We start from the raw sequence: 16,410 nt of genomic DNA on the forward strand, positions 1-16,410 counted from the left end.
GAGCGCTGGGTCGCCGACCACCCGGCAACGCACGATTGCCCGATTATGTGCCTCCACCGGTCGCTTGAACTGAAAACCGTATAGTCATGGCGCCAATGACCCGCCAGCGAGAGAGGCTTTAGACAGCGCTGATGGTGGGACGAAGGGGGACCGATCGCTGATCCAGCTACGCCTGGACGCGAGCGCGCAGCTTTAAGGATCTGGTCGACGGCGGGCTCAGTTCTGCGCGAACCCAAATGCTTAGGCCAAAGCTGCGACGATATCGTCGCGTCAATCAAAAGGGCTGGGGCCATCCGCCCCGACGGCAGCTTCCTTCGCTCACTGCCGGCCGACTGGCGGCCATCTTCCCCGCAATCTTCGTTAATTCAATATGGCTAATATATAGAACATCTTCATCGTGATATTCAGTTCGATGGCAGCTGCGAGCTTCTGTATCATGGAGGGGATAATGTTTCGGTTGAGCGTACGGTTGGCATTTTTTGCCGCCTCTGCATTGGGGCTGCAGTCGAGCATCGCAGCTGCCGACGATACGCAGACTGCGCGCGGCGAATATCTAGTCACGATCGGCGGCTGCAACGACTGCCACACACCGGGATATTTCTTCGGAAAACCGGACAGCTCGCGATTTCTGGGTGGATCGGATGTCGGTTTTGAACTCCCGGGGCAGGGTGTCTTCGTCGGCCGCAACATTACGCCTGACAAGGAGACCGGCATCGGCAGCTGGACCAGGGAACAGATCGTGGCTGCGCTTCAGACCGGGCAGCGGCCGGATGGCCGCCTTCTGGCGCCAATCATGCCGTGGCATGCCTTCGCGCAACTCACTGAGGAAGACGTGACATCAATTGCAGTCTTCCTTCAGAGCCTGAAGCCGGTCAGCCATCAGGTCCCCGGACCTTTCAAGCCGGGGGAGAAGGTTTCAACCTTCATGTTTCGGATCTTGCCGCCGGGTGAAACCGCGGCTGCCGCACCAAACTAGCACAGCGCCACCAGCGAACCCTACGGCAGCCAGCGTCGTTCTCGCATGTGCGGGGCCAAGCCAAAGAACGTGCAGCCGCATGGAGCGGCTTCAGCGCAGAGCTAGTAGTAGCGCTCGGTCTTGCGCAGGATCGGAATGCTCTCGGGCGAGAGAGATGATGTCTGGAGAGGGGATGTCGTGATCGGAACCCAATCCGTTCTCGTGAGTTGGGAGGGCAGCCTGCAATACACCTGCTTTTGGGAGGATGCACAATGATATCTATCCGCAAGAATTATCTCCTCAGCGCCCTCGCCGTAACCGCCATCATGGCCGGCAGCCCCGTTTTTGCTGAGACATTGAAATTCACGGCTAATCTGCAAGGATCGAGCGAGGTGCCGTCTAACGACAGCGCCGGCAAGGGCATGGGCGACATTACCCTCGACACAGCCACCAAAAAGCTCACCTGGACTGTGACTTCCAGCGGCCTGACCGGGCAACCCACGGCCGCGCATTTTCATGGTCCGGCCGATGTGGGCGAGAATGCCGGGCCGGTGGTCGACATCTCCAAAGCCATTGCCTCCGGATCTGCCGAAATCACGGACGCGCACGTAGCGGATCTGCAGGCCGGAAAGTGGTATCTCAACATCCATACAGAAAAATTCCCGGATGGAGAGATCCGCGGACAAGTGGAGAAAGCACAATAGCAGCGACTGCTGCATTCCTCGATGGTTGTCCGCCTCCAAATCGGCGTGCGCGGTCCTGGAGTCCGCGTCAGCCAGTTCGCCATCAACGCCGGAAAGGCTGGGAGATGGTCTACCGGCATCGCGTGGGTGTGGCTGAGCGCGAGGCCGGACCGCTGTAGGCACTCGACAGGTCCGGCAGCGCCGGAGATTAGGAGAGCAGATATGACCAGAAAAGCTGCTATGCTGTTGAGTGTTGCGCTTGTTTCAGCATCCGCCTGGGCGCAGCAAGAAGGCGTGCTCCACAAGGTCGAGACGAATGTTTTCAGGCCGAAGCATCAGCCATTCAGCGAGGATGTCGTCAAGCGGCTCAAGGTTCCGGAAGGATTCGAGGTCAGCATCTTTGCCCGTGACCTCGGCAATGCCCGCATGATGGCGGTCGCCGAAGACGGCACCGTCTACGTGACGCGCCCCGAGGAAAAGGACGTGATCGCCGTCAAGGAAGGCGATCCGAAGCTTCGCAAGATAGCCTCTGATCTTGACGGCATCCATGGCATTGCAATCCGGGACGGCCGTATCTTCCTTTCGACGGTCCATGCCGTTATGGCGGCCGATCTGAACGAGGACGGGACGATCGGCAAAATGGAGAAGATCATCGACGACCTGCCCGACGGCGGCCAGCACGGGCGGCGGACGCTCGCCTTCGCGCCCGACGGAGCGCTGCACATCAACGTCGGCAGTTCCTGCGACGCGTGCTTCGAAAGCAGCGACGAAAAGGCTGCCAACCTTCGGCTCGACATAAAAGACAAGAAACGCACGGTCTTCGCGAAGGGGCTGAGAAACATGCTCGGCTTCGATTGGCATCCGGAGACCGGGGTCATGTGGGGCGTCGACCACGGTGTCGACCACCTCGGCGACGAGCTGCCGGGCGAGGAACTGAACAAGATAGAGCAAGGCTCGCACTACGGCTGGCCGTTCTGCTACGGCGACAGACAGCCCGACTGGGCGAGTTTCACCATGCCCGAGGGTGCGCCCAAGGATGATTTCTGCAAAACCAAGACCGCCGCGCCAGCGCTGACTTTTGATGCGCATGCGTCGGTGATCAACATTCGCTTCTACGATGCGCAGCAGTTTCCGGAGGACTATCGCAACGATGCCTTCGTCACGCTACGCGGTTCAGCGAACCGGGCCGATCCGGCCGGATATAAGGTCGTGCGGGTCAACTTCGACAAAGGCGAGCCGACTAGCACGGAGGACTTCCTTACTGGCTTCCTGAGCGAGGACCGGAAGACTGAATTTGGCCGCATCGCCGGTCTGGCGATAACTCCGGACGGCTCACTGCTCGTCTCGGAGGATACGAACGGCGTGATCTACAGGGTGAGCTACAAGAAGGGCGGATAGCGTTTGTCCGTGCGGCGTCTCCCGCCGTCGCATCGCTTGGCGGAGCTGTTCGCAGCCTGACAAAGAGCAGGTTGAAGCCGGCGGTTACGGGCGACCATCACCCGCTCTGTAGCCCTTTGCGCATCGCACGCGCCGTTGCGATCGGGCGTTCCCGCTCGGTATCGGAAAGCCGAAGAGAGAAGCGGATCCCTCGGGTGCAACATCAGCGCATTCGCTCTGGATTTTTCTTTCCTAGCCTGATGCGCCCGGCTCCAGAGCGCTTTCGCATTTGCTTATCAGGAGTTAGTGTATTTTCCTGGCGGAGGGGCAAGCGTGGAACGTCGTCTTACTACAATAATGGCTGCCGATTTGGTCGGCTATTCTCGTCTCATGGCGGCGGACGAGGAAGGCACCATTTCGCGGCTGCGCGACGCGCGAACCTACGTGATTGACCCGGCAATTATGGAGGGCGGTGGCCGCATCGTCAAAACCATGGGCGACGGGCTCCTGGTCGAATTCCCATCGCCAGTGTTGGCGGTAAGAGCGGCTCTTCTAATGCAGCGCAATTTGATCTCGCGCGAGTCTCCTCAAAAGGAAGACCGACGTCTGCGTTTCCGCATCGGTATTCATCTGGGAGATGTGGTGATCGATGGCGACGACATCCTCGGCGACTGCGTCAACATCACTGCGCGTTTGGAAACCATCGCACCCGCCGGAGGCATCTGCATATCTCGTGCAATCTACGATCATGTGCAAAGCAAGATAGACGCTGGGATGACGTGGCTCGGGCCACAGTCCGTTAAGAATATCCCCGAACCAATTGACGTGTGGCAGGTCGAGCTGGACGGCACGGCGCCCAGCCCGGTTCGGCTCTCTGGACAGGTACGTGCTTCGATCGCGGTTCTCCCATTCCAGAATTTTTCTGTCACCCCCGATCAGGACTTCTTTGTCGACGGACTGGTCGAAGACGTCATTACGGAACTAAGTCGCTTTCGATGGTTGTTCGTGATCGCCCGCAACTCGACTTTCGCCTACAAGGGAACAGCCAAGGACGTACGCAAGATCGCCCGGGAACTTGGTGTGCGCTATGTCGTGGAAGGATCGGTTCGGCGGTCCGGTGAGCGGCTGAGGATCACTGTACAGCTAGTCGACGCGCTGTCCGGAGCACACATCTGGGCCGAGCGCTGGGATCGTCCGATCGCCGATTTTTTTGATGTGCAGGACGAGATAACGCGCCGGATTATCGCGGGCATCGAACCAGAGCTGGGAGCGCACGAACGGAGCCTCGCCCTCGCCAAATCGACGGACAACCTTACTGCTTGGGAACTTTGTCACCGCGGCTTCGCTGAATTGCTTTCCTTCGAAGCAGGCTCGCAAGCCACTGCCGAGAAGTTCCTTCGACAAGCGCTCGAACACGATCCGAATTTCGCACTTCCCTACGCCTATTTAGCTCGTCACCGATACGCACTCGTCCTTTGGGGGCGCGCCGCAGATGTGCCGGTCGCCATCGAGCAAGGACTATCGTTCGCCACGAAGGCCCTAGAAATCGACAGGCGGAGCGATATCGCGTACGCGGTGATGTCCCTCCTTCTTACGGTGGGTGGGCGAGCGGCCGAGGCCATGCCTGTCGCTGAACAGGGCCTTGCATTAAATCAAAACTACGCGTTTCTTCACTTCGCACATGGAATGGCAGCCGTGCGGCTCAGGGACGCCGATACAACGATTAGAGCCGCACAAAATGCCATCGATCTCAGCCCTCACGATCCGTCTATGTTTGCGTTCAAGACACTGCTCGGCATTGGGTTGATGCTGAGAGGCGAGCCCGATGACCTCTCAACGGCCCGGATGCATCTACGGGAAGGCGCGTCCTTCGAACGCACAACCTATTATCCATTCATTGGGTCAGCGTTGCTCGCCCTCAGGGCGGGCAATACCGATGAGGTGAGGATCTGGATCTCTGATGCTTTGAAAAAGTTTCCAAACCTGAACGCGGAACACGTCCGAGAGGCGGCCCACCCATTCTATGAAGGTAGTCCTTATCGCGACTACCTCGACAGGTTGATCGAGCACGGGCTCCCACCGGGAGAGAAGCGTCTGATCGAAGAATAATCGCGTCACTAAGAAGACTCCTGTTCCCGGCTTCTATGCCGTGTTCAGGCAGAAATTCCACTTATACCCCTGTCCAAGTTTCCCAATCCAGCTCTGGACGTTGCGGCGACGTGATTGGAAGGCCGGCGGAAGCAACCACCTTCGCACGCGCGGACCGTGTCGTAAGCGGTGTTCTGATCCCACCTTCCGGATTAGGCTTGATTGACGATTTTCGGCCCATGTCGATTTTACAGCTTACGCTCAAATCCAAAAAGCCGGTGCGCCGGGTAGGTCTTGCCAGCGGCTGCTGGCGCGCGTGGAGGGACGAGCAAGGGGAACAGATCGTTGCCGAGAGTTATGAGGCGAACGTTTTGGCAGGGGGCTTCCAGCTCAGTTCAGCCATGACGAGGCCTTCGTACCGCTCGCTGATGACGGCGCGCCTCATATTCTCGGCAAGCGGATCATGGAATATCTCGAGCGCGCGCTGGGCCGCTTCATCCGAGAGCCAGCCGTCGGATAGCCGCCAGCGTCGATAGAATAGCCAGTCAAGTTGGCCACACCGGTTTTGCTCGACGCTAGCACGCGCGCACGCCAGCTCAATTTCCGGCGGGACAATCCCGGGAGGCGCGACGTCCTGCCCTCGTCGCTTGGCGTTGGCATAGTTCGTGTCTGTGAAATTGCGGATACGTGTCGCACTCTTTTCGACATCATCGTCGGTGATCGTCACGAGGCGGTCCATTTCGTCCTCGATGTCATCAGGCATCGTTTCGCACGCAGTTTTGACCGCCTCGACAAAGCGAACGTCTTCAAGGTTTGAAGGCTTCCAGCCGTCCGCATCTCGCCAGTGGATCGTCTCTGAAGCTTCTGTCCATCGCCCGTTCTCCGTGAGACCGAGGATGGCGAGCAGCGGTAAAATGTCCGTGCTAGCCCGTGCCGCGTCTGCCGTCTTGTAGGCAGCGACATTCGTGTATGTAGCCGTCCGAATTGGTTGATATGTCTCCGGTGGCGTGGGCGCTCCCGGATGCAAGAACGTTACATCCGCCAGTCCCAGGACAGTCACGCATATGTCATCCCAGCGCGGTAGAACTTCAGGTAGTTTTGGCCGGTCCTTCGCCAGCGCGCCTGGCCCGAAGCGCTCTGCCTGTCCCAACGCCACTAACGCATCACACCCCAACTGATAAGCTGTCATGCTGCTATCGGACCATCTCAGCGGTGATCGACTGTCCACTGGCAGACTTTCCTTCAGGAACTCGATGACAGCGCTTGGCCAATCGTCGTTCGGTCCGTTCGCACTCATTCACTTCTCGCCACCTTGCCCGGATGATGCAACTATTGCATGTCGTCACCAGCGCGTCATGGGTTTTGGCGTTGTGCGACGGATGTTGGTTAACAATCTCCTTCGAACCAATCAGGGCCAATGAGACAGCGACAGTCAGCTCCTCGAAAGTGCCTATCGCAGGTCATTCAGACGTCTTCATGACTAGGATGATTGCCGGGCCAGCGATCGATGTTATCTTGCTAGGCAATTCCAAGGCAGGAGTTCATCAATCCGGTTCTGTTTGTGACCAGTGACGATGGCGGTAAGCGTGCTGGTCAGATAGGCCAGCGGATCAACTGCATTGAGCTTGCAGGTCTCGATGAGAGAGGCGGTGATCGCCCAGTTCTCGGCTCCCGCGTCATGTCCGGCGAAGAGAGCATTCTTCCGATTGAGGGCTATTGGCCGGATGGTCCGCTCGACACTGTTGTTGTCGATCTCAATGCGGCCGTCGGTCAGGAAGAGCTTCAGGCCATCCCAGTATTTGGCGATGTAGGCCAAAGCCTCCCCAAGCGGGGACTTGATCGCGACACGGGCACGGTGATGGACGAGCCAGGCCTGCATGTCGGCGATCAGCGACGCTGACCGCTCCTGCCGTCCGGCAAGACGTGCCTCCGGATCAAGGCCACGCAATTCGGCTTCGATCCGATACAGTTCACCGATCCGTTTGACGCCGTCCTTGGCAATGGATGCTGTTGCGTTGCGGGTGATTTCCACCAGCTTGCGGCGAGCGTGTGCCCAGCAATAGGCAAGCCGAATGTCGGGACCGACCCTGTCCGGTGCGATCAACCTCTTATATCCGGCATAGCCATCGACCTGCAGGATGCTGGAAAAGTCCTGCAATATCCGTTCGGCATGAATGCCCCCGCAACCAGGCGCATACGTGAGGGCGACGCCCGGCGGAGCCCCACCATTCCATGCACGATCATCCCCGCGAGCGCCCAGAAGTATCCGGTCTTGGTTTTGCGCGAGCCGGGATCGCGCACGGATGTGCCCAGGGATAGGTAGATGACATCGCGCGGACGGGTGGGGCAGGCGCCTTGTGATCAAGGTGATCATTCCCCCTTGCCGCGATTGACTTGCTATCGCATCAGCCCCGCCGCTCGAAGCGCGTCGTTTATGACCTTGGCGATCTTGCCGTCGGGGGCGGCGCCAGCGACGTTGGCGCGCGACCTGGGGTAGCGCAATGCTCTATCTATCGTGGATGGAGCGGCGTCGCGCTCTTCGCGGCGGGCGAAATTCCCGGCTGCCTCAGCCTCCTCGACGTCGGCCTCCGTGGCCAGATTCCATGCATGTGCGATACGAACGGTCGAGGAAATCCCCGCCTCGAGCATATGCGGACCGGCTCTCCCGATCGCGCGATCGCTGCTCGTCGCCAGGGGAACGCCGTGGCCCATGCCCCTGACGAGATAGATCTCGACGGCCTCCATGCCTTTCGCGTCGAGCCAGACTTTACGCCTATGGCCGCGTATCAATTCGCTCCGCGCTGGCTCGATGGCAAGGGAGTGCACGCCGCTCCATTGCTGGGCGATCTGATCGGCATTCCTGGCCCGGACCGTCTGGTCATGCGTGCCGTGCCAGATCGAAATCCTGGGCCAGGGCCCGCGGTGGTTCGAGGCGCGCTTGAGGGCCGATTGCAGCCTGGAGACAGGCGGCGGATTGCGGCCCTGCATACGCTCGAAAGCCTCTGCTACGGTGCCTGCCACGCCATAGGGCAGCCCGCCGATGATTGCGCCGCCTGCCAATAGCTCAGGGTAGGTCGACAGCATGACGTTCGCCATCGCACCGCCTGCCGACAGGCCTGTGATAAAGATGCGCTTGGGATCGATGGCCTGCGACTGGACGAGATGGCCGATCATCTGCCGGATGGACAATGCCTCTCCCACATCCCGGCTGATGTCGCCGGGCTCGAACCAGTTGAAGCAGAGATTGGCATTGTTCGAGCGCTGTTGCTCGGGATAGAGCACCGCAAATCCGCGCCGCTCGGCGAGTTGGGACCAGCCGGAACCGGCGGCGTAGCCCTCTGCCGTCTGTGTGCAGCCATGCAGCGCAACGACAAGCGGGGTGCCTGGAGCCATGATCGAAGGCAGATACAGCCATGCCTTCAATGACCCCGGGTTGGAGCCAAACCTGCCGATTTCGACCAAGCGGTGATTTTCTGGGGGCTTGTCGAGCAATGTCGTCTCCTTGGCCGCCAATCGGCCTAGACACTCGATGTGGGGACGATTGCTGCGCCGCACAATGGGATTCCAAGGTTAATTCGCGTGCGCGCATTTTTCTGGGGCCTTAAGGCATCGAAATTCCATGGGGGAGCGGCAGAGCAGCCGACAAAATAGGGGAGGGAAGCCCACCTGTCCTGCGGATAGTTGCGGCGGGCGCATAGCTGCAGTGCAAACATAGGCGCTGGCGGATGGCGCTGGTGCGAGTATGATTATTTTCATCGAAGCGATGCTCCTCCTCCCGCAACGCTTCGACATTCAGACGGCCCATTCCTCCTCCCGAAGGGACGTCTGTTGGAACAGCGGCACTCCTCCTCCCAAGTCGCTGTTCGGTTCTTTTAGGAAAGCCTGCCGCACCTCCTCCCGCGGCAGGCTTTTCTATTTCGGGGAGATGGCCGGTCAGCCCTTCAGTTGACAGCGTTGCTCCTGCTCCGGATCAGCTCAAACACGCCTGAAATATCTTCGTTGCCATGTCCGGCACCGTCCCGCTTGCGGAATAGGTCCAGCATCGGGTCGAGCAGATCGGTGGCGACACCCTGCTCGCGGGTGGCAGTGAGGATGTTTTTGAGCGCTGCGGTCTGCATCGCCAGATTCGACGCGACATTGACGCCGTGGCGGCCGGTATCGATCTTCTCCGCATATCCGGGAAGCTCACCCATCATCGCGGTCATAGGCCGGCACCTGAAACCGGCGACGATAGTTCCCCGGAGCCAGGCCGGTTATCCGCCTGAACAAGCGCCGAAAGAAGGCGGGTTCCTCGTAGCCGACCTGCCAGCTTATCTCGTCGACGGAAGCTTCGGTTCGCTCCAACCGCCGCTTCGCCTCCTCGATCCGCAGCCGTTGGACATAGGCGATCGGGCTCATGCCGGTCGCCCGGGTGAACCGCCGCTTGAAGGTTCGTTCCGTCAGCCCCGCCTGCCTGACCATCTCCTCCAGCGGATTGGCGACCGAAAAATGGGCGGCAAGCCAGTCCTGTGCAGTCTGGATCGCCTGGTCGCCGTGGTCGCGCCGCCCCTCGAACACCATGTAGGGAGCCAGCCCGTCCTGGTGCCATTGCAGCGCAAAATAGCGCGCCACCGTCTGCGCCGCCGTCGCCCCCGCATGACGGGCGATCAGGTAGAGCACGAGATCGTGCCATGTCATCGAGGCGCCTGAGGTAATCAATTCGTCCCGCTGGCCGGCGACCACCAGCACCTGCTCCGGATGGATCGGCACCTCAGGATAGGCGTCGCGGAACGTCTGGGCATAGCCGAAATGGACGGTGGCATCGGCGCCATCGAAGACCCCGGTCTCGGCAAGCAGGAAGATGCCCGAACAGGCCGAGCAGATCAGCGCCCCCCTCACGTGCATCCTCCGGCACCAATCCACCAGTTCAGGATAGCGGCGCTTCACCCAGCCTTCCGGCCCGAGCACGACCGACGGCACGATGACGATGTCGGTCCGTTCGATGTCGGCGACCGGCCGCTGCACCACCAGCGGCACGCGGCTGGCGAGCGTCAGCGGGCCGGCCCGTTCGCCGACGATCTCGACGTGGAAGGGAGGCGTCTTGGTGATGCCGTCGTCCGGCGGTACGATGGAAAAGGCGTTCATGACATCAAAGATGCCGCTCAAGGTCGAGACTGCCGCCTCCGGCAGCGCCACCAGGCTGACATGGAGCGGCTGCGGCCCCGGCGCCCGCTCCGCCTCCTGCTGCGTTCCCGTCATCATCGGTTCCCCCTTGGCCGCAATGATAACCCCGGAGCGCAGCCGGGGCCACTGCGGACGCGACAGCTTCTCTTGCGTGGCGCGAATGGCCCGATCATGGCCGGCACCGCTCTGCCGCTCACGCTCCCGGTCTGCGATCCTTCCCTGGACCTCGAACGGAGGTTTCCAACCAGGGAGAAACATCATGGATACCATGCAAAGCAAGACCATCGACAGTGCCAAGCTCGACACGCTGGTCGGCCGCGTCGTCAGCGATCTTTCCGCCGGCTATGGCGGGGTCATGGTCAGCCTCGGCCACCGCCTCGGTCTCTACAAGGCGATGGCCGACCGCGGTCCGCTCACGTCGCGCGAGATCGCCAGTCGCGCCCGTTGCGCCGAACGATATGTGCGTGAATGGCTGAATTCGCAGGTCGCCGGCGGCTATGTCACCTATCGTGCCGTCAGCGGCACCTATGAGCTGACGCCGGAACAGGCTTTCGTGCTGGCGAACGAGGACAGCCCCGTCTTCATCCCCAATGCCTGGGCAACGCCGGCTTCCATGTGGGCCGACGAGGAAAAGGCGGTCGAGGCCTTCCGCACCGGCGCCGGCATTCCCTGGGGCGACCATGATGGCCGGCTCTTCTGCGGCGTCGCGTCCTTCTACCGCAACGCCTACCGCGCCAGCCTCGTGCCGGAATGGCTGCCGGCGCTCGACGGCGTGGTGGAGAAGCTGAAGGCAGGCGCACTGGTGGCCGATGTCGGCTGCGGCCACGGCCATTCGACGGTGCTGATGGCGCAGGCCTTCCCGAAATCGAAATTCCACGGCTTCGACACGCACGAAAAATCGGTCGACGAAGCACGAGAGGTGGCGGGCGGGGCGGGCGTTTCCGATCGCGCGAGCTTTTCGACCGCACGGGCGGAGACCTATCCGGGGACGGGCTATGACCTCATCTGCTTCTTCGACTGCCTGCATGACATGGGCAATCCGGTGGCAGCCGCCACGCATGCGGCCAAGGCCCTTGCCAAGGACGGCACGGTGATGCTGGTCGAGCCCTTCGCCAATGACCGGGTGGAGGACAATATCTCGCCGGTCGGCCGGCTCTATTATGCCGCTTCGACGACGATTTGCTGCGCCCATGCGATTTCCGATGGCGGTCACATCGTGCTCGGCGCCCAGGCCGGCGAGGCAAGGCTCAAGCACGTCTTTCGCAAGGCGGGATTCACCCGCTTCCGCAAGGCCATGCAGACGCCCTTCAACCTGATCCTCGAAGCCCGCCTCTGACCAGACCGGCGACTGAGGGCCGGACTTCCACCCCATCCTCCGTCGTCCTCCGGCGATTGCGGCCGTGGATCCCAGGCTCGAGGCCTGGGATGACGGAGGGTGGGGTGCTGTTGCTGCCATACTTCGCCTTGCCGCGTGGTTGCCGATTGAGTTGCTGACGACCAGGGCATTTGTCATTTGCGCTCGTGCGACTAGTTTATGGCAAGCAATCCTCCCGAATGGGAGGGGAGACGACGGGAGCAAGTCATGTGCCGAAATATCAAGCCTCTCTTCAATTTCGATCCGCCGGCGACGGACGAGGAGATCCATGATGCCGCATTGCAGTTCGTGCGGAAGCTGAGCGGGACCAACAAGCCCTCGAAACGCAATGAGGCCGCCTTCGAGGAGGCGGTCAATTCCATCGCGAAGTGCGCCCACGAGCTGCTTCATTCGCTGGAGACCTCGCAGCCGCCTCGCGACCGTGCCGAAGTCGCGGCGAAGGCGCGTGCGCGATCAGCGATGCGCTTTGCATGAAAAGAGGCCGATCAAGGCGCCGGCGGATTTGACCGGGCTGCCGAAGGAGCGCGCCAGGTCAATCGGCGGATCCTCGTCCACGATGTGCGCGGAAAACTGAGAGACGGTGTCCGGCAGCACGGCGGGAGGCAGCAGAGAATTCGCGTGATGTGACGCGACGTTGCCCCAGCCACCATCATGCAATCCGGCATCCATCCGCCGCGCCGGCCCCGTCCTCCGTCATCCCAGGCCTTGAGCCTGGGATCCACGGCCGCAGCCGAGGAGGGCCGCGCGGGTCCTCGGGTCAAAGCCCGAGGACGACGGAGCGTGGGGTGAGCTGTGGTGCGACACGGCGGCGAGTCACGGAAGGTACTCCATTCACAGAGTGATCTTTGCAGATGGTTGTCCCGGCGGTATCGCTTTCGGCAAGGGCAAACTTATGCTGCAGCGTGTCGATTCCGCAGCCGTGAGATCGACAAGCGTTTGTCAGCACCGGAGGATCGACATGCCCATCTTTCATGCCAAGTGTCCCTGCGGCGCGCTTTGCCTGGAGGTCGATGGCGACCCCTTGCACAACCACATCTGCACCTGCGCGCGTTGTCAGCGTGCATCCGGCAGCGCGCTGTCACACAATGTCTGGTTCCGCGAGGAAGATGTCCGGATCGTTTCCGGCGACCATTCGACCTGGTTTCAGCAAGGCGAAAACACGCCCGATGTGATGAAAGCCTTCTGCCGGATTTGCGGCGGCGGTGGATTCTCGAAATCCGGAGATTATTTTCCCGGCTCCGTCGTCATCGCCGGCGGCACATTCGCCGATCCATCCTTTCCTGCGCCGGATCATGTCCATTGGTGGAACAACCGTCCGCACTGGATCGGCCTCGCCGACGCAATCGAGCGTCATGGGGCAGGTTGAACGTGTCCGGGGGACAGGCTGGCGTGGCGCGCCGAAGGTCGCGGCGGCGGCCATGGATTCCAGGCCCAAGGCCTGGAATGACGGAGGGCGGCGGGGGCATCGGCAAGAGGCGCAAGGCTGCTGCTATCGCGAACCATCGCTGGATTTGCCACGGAGCTTACCCCACCCTCCGGTCTTCGGGCTTGACCCGAGGACCCATGCACGCCCCCTCGGCCCCGGCCGTGGATTCCAGGCTCAAGGCCTAGAATGACGGAGGGTGGGGAGGGCCAGGCATCAGGAGGTCTTCGATGCGATCATCAGGGAGGTTGGCGATCTGCGCGTCGCCCTTGCGCGCGATCCTGACCGTGCGGACGACGACGCTGCCGTGGCAGAGGAGCCGGCGAATGATGGCGTGCGGCCGACAAGTGACCTGAATCGGATCAACAAGAGTACGCACCGCCTTGGGGCGGGGCCTTACGGAACCAACTCGCGTCGCAGAAGGTTATAGTCTCGTCGCTTGGTCATCGGTTTCGCTCGATCTGCGGGACATGATGGCCGGCGCCGGCGCTCAATAATTCACAATGGGGAAATCCTATGGAAAATGAAGGTATCGGCTGGATCGCCGCAATCATCATCGGCGGCATCGCCGGCTGGCTCGCCGAGATGTTCATGAAGAGCAATATGGGCATGCTGATGAACATTCTGCTCGGTATTGTCGGCGCCATCGTCGCCAACTTTATCCTGTCGCTCTTCGGCGTCGCCCTTGGCGGATGGCTGGGTTATCTGATCGCGGGCTTCATCGGAGCCTGCATCCTGATCGCTATTGCAAGAATGATCAGACGTCCGGCCTGACGACACAGGAGGCGCCGCCAAACCGGCCGCCTTCTTCACGCACTCCTGCCGCGCGCGAGCGTGGCTTGAGGCGTGGTCATCTCGTGTTCAAGGCGCCCGGGAAACCTTGACGTGGCGGATGCGTCAAAAGCCAGCCGGACCTTTAAGGGCAGGGGCGGATTTCCGTCTTATCGGTCTGGCGTAAAGCCTCGGCCAACGCCGCTTCGGCTCATTGCCCGTCACGACTTTTTTCCCGCGACATCGTCTCCAGCTGCCCGGGAAGCTGTCCGTAAGCCACCAGAATCGATCGGATCAGCCCCGGGAAGCGTTCGTCCAGTTCCGCGCAGCGGGTCTGGTTGCGCATCTCCACCCCTTGGCGCTCGCTGCGGATCAGCCCGGATTCGCGCAGCACCTTGAAATGGTTGGAGAGGGACGATTTTGGAATGACACGGTCGCCGAGGTCGGCGAGCGCCGAGCACGTGCCGCCGCAGCCGGCGGTGGCAAGCTTTGCAAAGATGGCGACGCGCTCGGGATCGGACAGCGCATAAAGGATCGCCTCCGGCCGTATGTCCTCCAGGGCTGGGTGAAAGAGCGGTCGCATGAATTTTATATAGCGCCCCTTGACATCGAGATCAACAGTTCCGAATTTCTGAACTACGGAACAAGCTGCCAATAACGGCGGCTGTCCGGATCAGAAGGAATTCAAAATGGCGAAGCTTACCGGAAAGGTCGCAGTGGTCACAGGGGCCTCCAAAGGCATCGGCGCGGCGATTGCCAAGGCGCTCGCGGCCGAAGGGGCAAAGGTGGTGGTGAATTACGCCTCGAGCAAGGCGGGAGCCGACGCCGTGGTCGAGGCGATCGGCGCGGCCGGCGGCAAGGCCATCGCGGTTCAGGGCGATGTTTCCAAGGCCGAACAGGCGCAGGGGCTGGTCGATGCTGCCGTCAAGGAATTCGGCAAGCTCGATGTGCTCGTCAACAACTCCGGCGTCTACGAATTCGCCTCGATCGAGGAAGTGAGCGAGGAACATTATCGCCGCATCTTCGACGTCAACGTGCTCGGCGTTCTCCTGACCACCCAGGCGGCGGTCAAGCACCTCGGTGAAGGCGGCAGCGTCATCAACATCTCCTCGGTGGTCACCAGCATGGCGCCGCCGTCCTCCGCCGTCTACACCGGCACCAAGGGCGCCGTGGAGGGCATCAACAGCGTGCTCGCCAAGGAACTCGGCCCGCGCAAGATCCGCGTCAACGCCATCCTGCCGGGCATGGTCGAGACCGAGGGGACGCACACGGCCGGCGTCATCGGCTCGGATCTCGAGCAGACCGTCGTCGCCCAGACGCCGCTTGCCCGCATCGGCCAGCCGGACGATATCGCCGGCGTCGCGGTCTTCCTCGCGTCCGACGACGCCCGCTGGATGACCGGCGAACGGCTGGCCGCCAGCGGCGGTTTCCGCTGAGGGCATTTCCGCTCTCTTCGGATCACGGATTTAGGTGTTCAGGCCGGCGCCGGCCTGAAACCTCGATCCTGTTCTGAATAAAAGAGCAAGAGCATGATCCGTCAGAAAGCCGCTCAGGCTTATCGGTATCATGCTCTCGCAGCGCTCGCGATTGTGCGCGTCCCGGCCATGACGATCGCATTGACGAAACTTACAAAGTCAATGCCGGAGCTCATCCATGCGCCGGCAAAGCGCGGTCATCACCTGCCGATATAGGCGGCGAGTTCATCAGGCGTCCCGTTGGGGAAGGCCTGTTTCAAAAAGTCCAGGAACGCCGACACGCGCGCGCTCAGCAGCCGTCGGGAGGGGTAGAGCGTCCAGAGAGCGATCTCCGGGGCGTCGATGTCCCCCCAACTGACCAATGTGCCATCCGCCAGGTCGTGGCTCACCAGCGATATGGGAAGACGTCCTGCACCGACGCCGGCGCGCACCGCATCGCGGATGGTGATGAGCGTGGACAAGGTGAGCACGGGCTCGATCCTGATCGTCGACTGGCCGCCTGATGTCTTCACCTGCCATGTTTGCGCTTCGGCTGCGCCACGCGCAACGCCTGGAGCCGCACGTCCGCCGGTCGGGCGGGGAAGGTCGGGGCTTGCCACCACCACCAGCCGGTCGCGCAGAAAGGCCCGTCCGACCAGGCTTTCGTCGGGATCGGGATTGACCCGGATGACCAGGTCGTAGCCTTCCTCGATCATATCGATGGACCGGTCCTCACTCGTCACCTCAAGCCTCACCTCGGGATATTTGAGGGCAAAGCCGGCGGCGATCCTGCCCATGGCGGTCTGGGAAAAATGCAACGGCGCGCTGATCCGCAATTTCCCCTTTGGTTTCTGACCGCCGGAGGCAATCGCCGAAGCCGTCTCGTCGAGTTCGGCAAGCAGTGCCGCCGTCCGCTCGAAGAGCGCCCGTCCTTCTTCTGTGAGCTTCAGGTTACGCGCACCCCGTTCAAACAGCCGCAGATCGAGGCTGCTTTCCAGCTCGGCGACGCGCCGGGACAGGGTTGCCTTCGGCCGGCCGGTGGCCCTGGCCGCTTTACCGAAGCCACCATGGCGGGCAACGAGATTGAAATCGGCAAGCGCAAGAAGGTCCATAAGCGTTCC

General features: G+C 61.4%; 16 protein-coding genes and 1 pseudogene. 9 read left to right on the plus strand and 8 right to left on the minus strand.

Annotated elements, in window-relative coordinates; all coding sequences use genetic code 11:
• Nucleotides 1-448: 448 nt before the first annotated feature.
• The 4 genes from K6M89_RS26340 (at nucleotide 449) to K6M89_RS26355 (ending at nucleotide 5,124) form a co-directional block, all read left to right on the plus strand.
• Nucleotides 449-976 (plus strand): cytochrome c, encoded by a 528-nt coding sequence (locus K6M89_RS26340; protein ID WP_222141602.1) that lies wholly within the window; start codon nucleotides 449-451, stop codon nucleotides 974-976.
• A gap of 251 nt (nucleotides 977-1,227) precedes the next feature.
• Nucleotides 1,228-1,659 carry a CHRD domain-containing protein gene (locus K6M89_RS26345; RefSeq protein WP_097582652.1) on the plus strand — a complete coding sequence of 144 codons (432 nt, stop codon included), beginning with the start codon at nucleotides 1,228-1,230 and terminating at the stop codon, nucleotides 1,657-1,659.
• A 405-nt stretch (nucleotides 1,660-2,064) separates the two neighbouring features.
• Nucleotides 2,065-3,036, plus strand: coding sequence for a PQQ-dependent sugar dehydrogenase (locus tag K6M89_RS26350; protein ID WP_222141544.1), 972 nt, complete (start codon nucleotides 2,065-2,067; stop codon nucleotides 3,034-3,036).
• 312 nt (nucleotides 3,037-3,348) lie between these two features.
• Complete coding sequence (locus tag K6M89_RS26355; protein ID WP_222141545.1) at nucleotides 3,349-5,124, plus strand: adenylate/guanylate cyclase domain-containing protein; 1,776 nt, start codon at nucleotides 3,349-3,351, stop codon at nucleotides 5,122-5,124.
• Nucleotides 5,125-5,458: 334 nt separating this feature from the next.
• Here the strand turns inward: K6M89_RS26355 and K6M89_RS26360 are convergent, their stop codons facing one another.
• The 5 genes and pseudogenes from K6M89_RS26360 to K6M89_RS26380 all read right to left on the minus strand — a co-directional run bounded on the left by K6M89_RS26360 (nucleotide 5,459) and on the right by K6M89_RS26380 (nucleotide 10,344).
• The gene (locus K6M89_RS26360; RefSeq protein WP_246642699.1) at nucleotides 5,459-6,400 is read right to left on the minus strand and encodes a hypothetical protein; all 942 of its coding nucleotides are present in this window, start codon (nucleotides 6,398-6,400) and stop codon (nucleotides 5,459-5,461) included.
• A 213-nt stretch (nucleotides 6,401-6,613) separates the two neighbouring features.
• Nucleotides 6,614-7,404 (minus strand): annotated as a pseudogene (gene tnpC, locus K6M89_RS26365) (IS66 family transposase); the annotation flags it as partial.
• Between the two features lie 96 nt (nucleotides 7,405-7,500).
• Nucleotides 7,501-8,658 (minus strand): extracellular catalytic domain type 1 short-chain-length polyhydroxyalkanoate depolymerase, encoded by a 1,158-nt coding sequence (locus tag K6M89_RS26370; RefSeq protein WP_222141546.1) that lies wholly within the window; start codon nucleotides 8,656-8,658, stop codon nucleotides 7,501-7,503.
• 386 nt (nucleotides 8,659-9,044) lie between these two features.
• On the minus strand, nucleotides 9,045-9,308 hold the full coding sequence (locus tag K6M89_RS26375; protein WP_222141547.1) for an imine reductase family protein: 264 nt from the start codon (nucleotides 9,306-9,308) through the stop codon (nucleotides 9,045-9,047).
• Nucleotides 9,289-10,344, minus strand: coding sequence for a GlxA family transcriptional regulator (locus K6M89_RS26380; RefSeq protein ID WP_222141548.1), 1,056 nt, complete (start codon nucleotides 10,342-10,344; stop codon nucleotides 9,289-9,291). The genes K6M89_RS26375 and K6M89_RS26380 overlap by 20 nt, the downstream gene beginning before the upstream one ends.
• Nucleotides 10,345-10,525: 181 nt before the next feature.
• Between K6M89_RS26380 and K6M89_RS26385 the strand changes: the two genes are divergently transcribed.
• Entirely contained in the window at nucleotides 10,526-11,602 is a 1,077-nt protein-coding gene (locus tag K6M89_RS26385; protein WP_222141549.1) for a class I SAM-dependent methyltransferase, read from the plus strand.
• Between the two features lie 246 nt (nucleotides 11,603-11,848).
• Nucleotides 11,849-12,115 (plus strand): DUF2277 domain-containing protein, encoded by a 267-nt coding sequence (locus K6M89_RS26390; protein ID WP_222141550.1) that lies wholly within the window; start codon nucleotides 11,849-11,851, stop codon nucleotides 12,113-12,115.
• On the opposite strand, the gene K6M89_RS26395 is transcribed toward K6M89_RS26390, so the two are convergent.
• Nucleotides 12,095-12,310 (minus strand): hypothetical protein, encoded by a 216-nt coding sequence (locus tag K6M89_RS26395; protein WP_222141551.1) that lies wholly within the window; start codon nucleotides 12,308-12,310, stop codon nucleotides 12,095-12,097. The two genes, K6M89_RS26390 and K6M89_RS26395, sit on opposite strands and share 21 nt — an antisense overlap.
• 289 nt (nucleotides 12,311-12,599) lie before the next feature.
• Here K6M89_RS26395 and K6M89_RS26400 point away from each other — a divergent pair, with 289 nt between their 5' ends.
• Entirely contained in the window at nucleotides 12,600-13,007 is a 408-nt protein-coding gene (locus K6M89_RS26400) for a GFA family protein (protein WP_222141552.1), read from the plus strand.
• 573 nt (nucleotides 13,008-13,580) lie between these two features.
• Nucleotides 13,581-13,838, plus strand: coding sequence for a GlsB/YeaQ/YmgE family stress response membrane protein (locus K6M89_RS26405; RefSeq protein WP_222141553.1), 258 nt, complete (start codon nucleotides 13,581-13,583; stop codon nucleotides 13,836-13,838).
• A gap of 208 nt (nucleotides 13,839-14,046) precedes the next feature.
• Here K6M89_RS26405 and K6M89_RS26410 read toward each other — a convergent pair whose 3' ends face one another.
• Nucleotides 14,047-14,418 carry an ArsR/SmtB family transcription factor gene (locus tag K6M89_RS26410; protein ID WP_222141554.1) on the minus strand — a complete coding sequence of 124 codons (372 nt, stop codon included), beginning with the start codon at nucleotides 14,416-14,418 and terminating at the stop codon, nucleotides 14,047-14,049.
• A gap of 106 nt (nucleotides 14,419-14,524) precedes the next feature.
• Here K6M89_RS26410 and K6M89_RS26415 point away from each other — a divergent pair, with 106 nt between their 5' ends.
• Nucleotides 14,525-15,271 carry a glucose 1-dehydrogenase gene (locus tag K6M89_RS26415; RefSeq protein ID WP_222141555.1) on the plus strand — a complete coding sequence of 249 codons (747 nt, stop codon included), beginning with the start codon at nucleotides 14,525-14,527 and terminating at the stop codon, nucleotides 15,269-15,271.
• A gap of 239 nt (nucleotides 15,272-15,510) precedes the next feature.
• Here the strand turns inward: K6M89_RS26415 and K6M89_RS26420 are convergent, their stop codons facing one another.
• Nucleotides 15,511-16,401: a LysR family transcriptional regulator gene (locus tag K6M89_RS26420; RefSeq protein ID WP_222141556.1), complete on the minus strand. Its 891-nt coding sequence runs from the start codon at nucleotides 16,399-16,401 to the stop codon at nucleotides 15,511-15,513.
• Nucleotides 16,402-16,410: the final 9 nt, after the last annotated feature.

This window comes from Rhizobium croatiense (assembly GCF_019793465.1).
Taxonomy (GTDB): domain Bacteria; phylum Pseudomonadota; class Alphaproteobacteria; order Rhizobiales; family Rhizobiaceae; genus Rhizobium; species Rhizobium croatiense.

Coding starts and splice junctions, on each gene's coding strand:
- K6M89_RS26340 (WP_222141602.1), top strand. CDS start 449: ATGTTTCGGTTGAGCGTACGGTTGGCATTTTTTGCCGCCTCTGCATTG.
- K6M89_RS26345 (WP_097582652.1), top strand. CDS start 1,228: ATGATATCTATCCGCAAGAATTATCTCCTCAGCGCCCTCGCCGTAACC.
- K6M89_RS26350 (WP_222141544.1), top strand. CDS start 2,065: ATGATGGCGGTCGCCGAAGACGGCACCGTCTACGTGACGCGCCCCGAG.
- K6M89_RS26360 (WP_246642699.1), bottom strand. CDS start 6,400: ATGAGTGCGAACGGACCGAACGACGATTGGCCAAGCGCTGTCATCGAG.
- K6M89_RS26375 (WP_222141547.1), bottom strand. CDS start 9,308: ATGACCGCGATGATGGGTGAGCTTCCCGGATATGCGGAGAAGATCGAT.
- K6M89_RS26380 (WP_222141548.1), bottom strand. CDS start 10,344: ATGATGACGGGAACGCAGCAGGAGGCGGAGCGGGCGCCGGGGCCGCAG.
- K6M89_RS26385 (WP_222141549.1), top strand. CDS start 10,526: ATGGATACCATGCAAAGCAAGACCATCGACAGTGCCAAGCTCGACACG.
- K6M89_RS26390 (WP_222141550.1), top strand. CDS start 11,849: ATGTGCCGAAATATCAAGCCTCTCTTCAATTTCGATCCGCCGGCGACG.
- K6M89_RS26395 (WP_222141551.1), bottom strand. CDS start 12,310: ATGGATGCCGGATTGCATGATGGTGGCTGGGGCAACGTCGCGTCACAT.
- K6M89_RS26400 (WP_222141552.1), top strand. CDS start 12,600: ATGCCCATCTTTCATGCCAAGTGTCCCTGCGGCGCGCTTTGCCTGGAG.
- K6M89_RS26405 (WP_222141553.1), top strand. CDS start 13,581: ATGGAAAATGAAGGTATCGGCTGGATCGCCGCAATCATCATCGGCGGC.
- K6M89_RS26410 (WP_222141554.1), bottom strand. CDS start 14,418: ATGCGACCGCTCTTTCACCCAGCCCTGGAGGACATACGGCCGGAGGCG.
- K6M89_RS26415 (WP_222141555.1), top strand. CDS start 14,525: ATGGCGAAGCTTACCGGAAAGGTCGCAGTGGTCACAGGGGCCTCCAAA.
- K6M89_RS26420 (WP_222141556.1), bottom strand. CDS start 16,401: ATGGACCTTCTTGCGCTTGCCGATTTCAATCTCGTTGCCCGCCATGGT.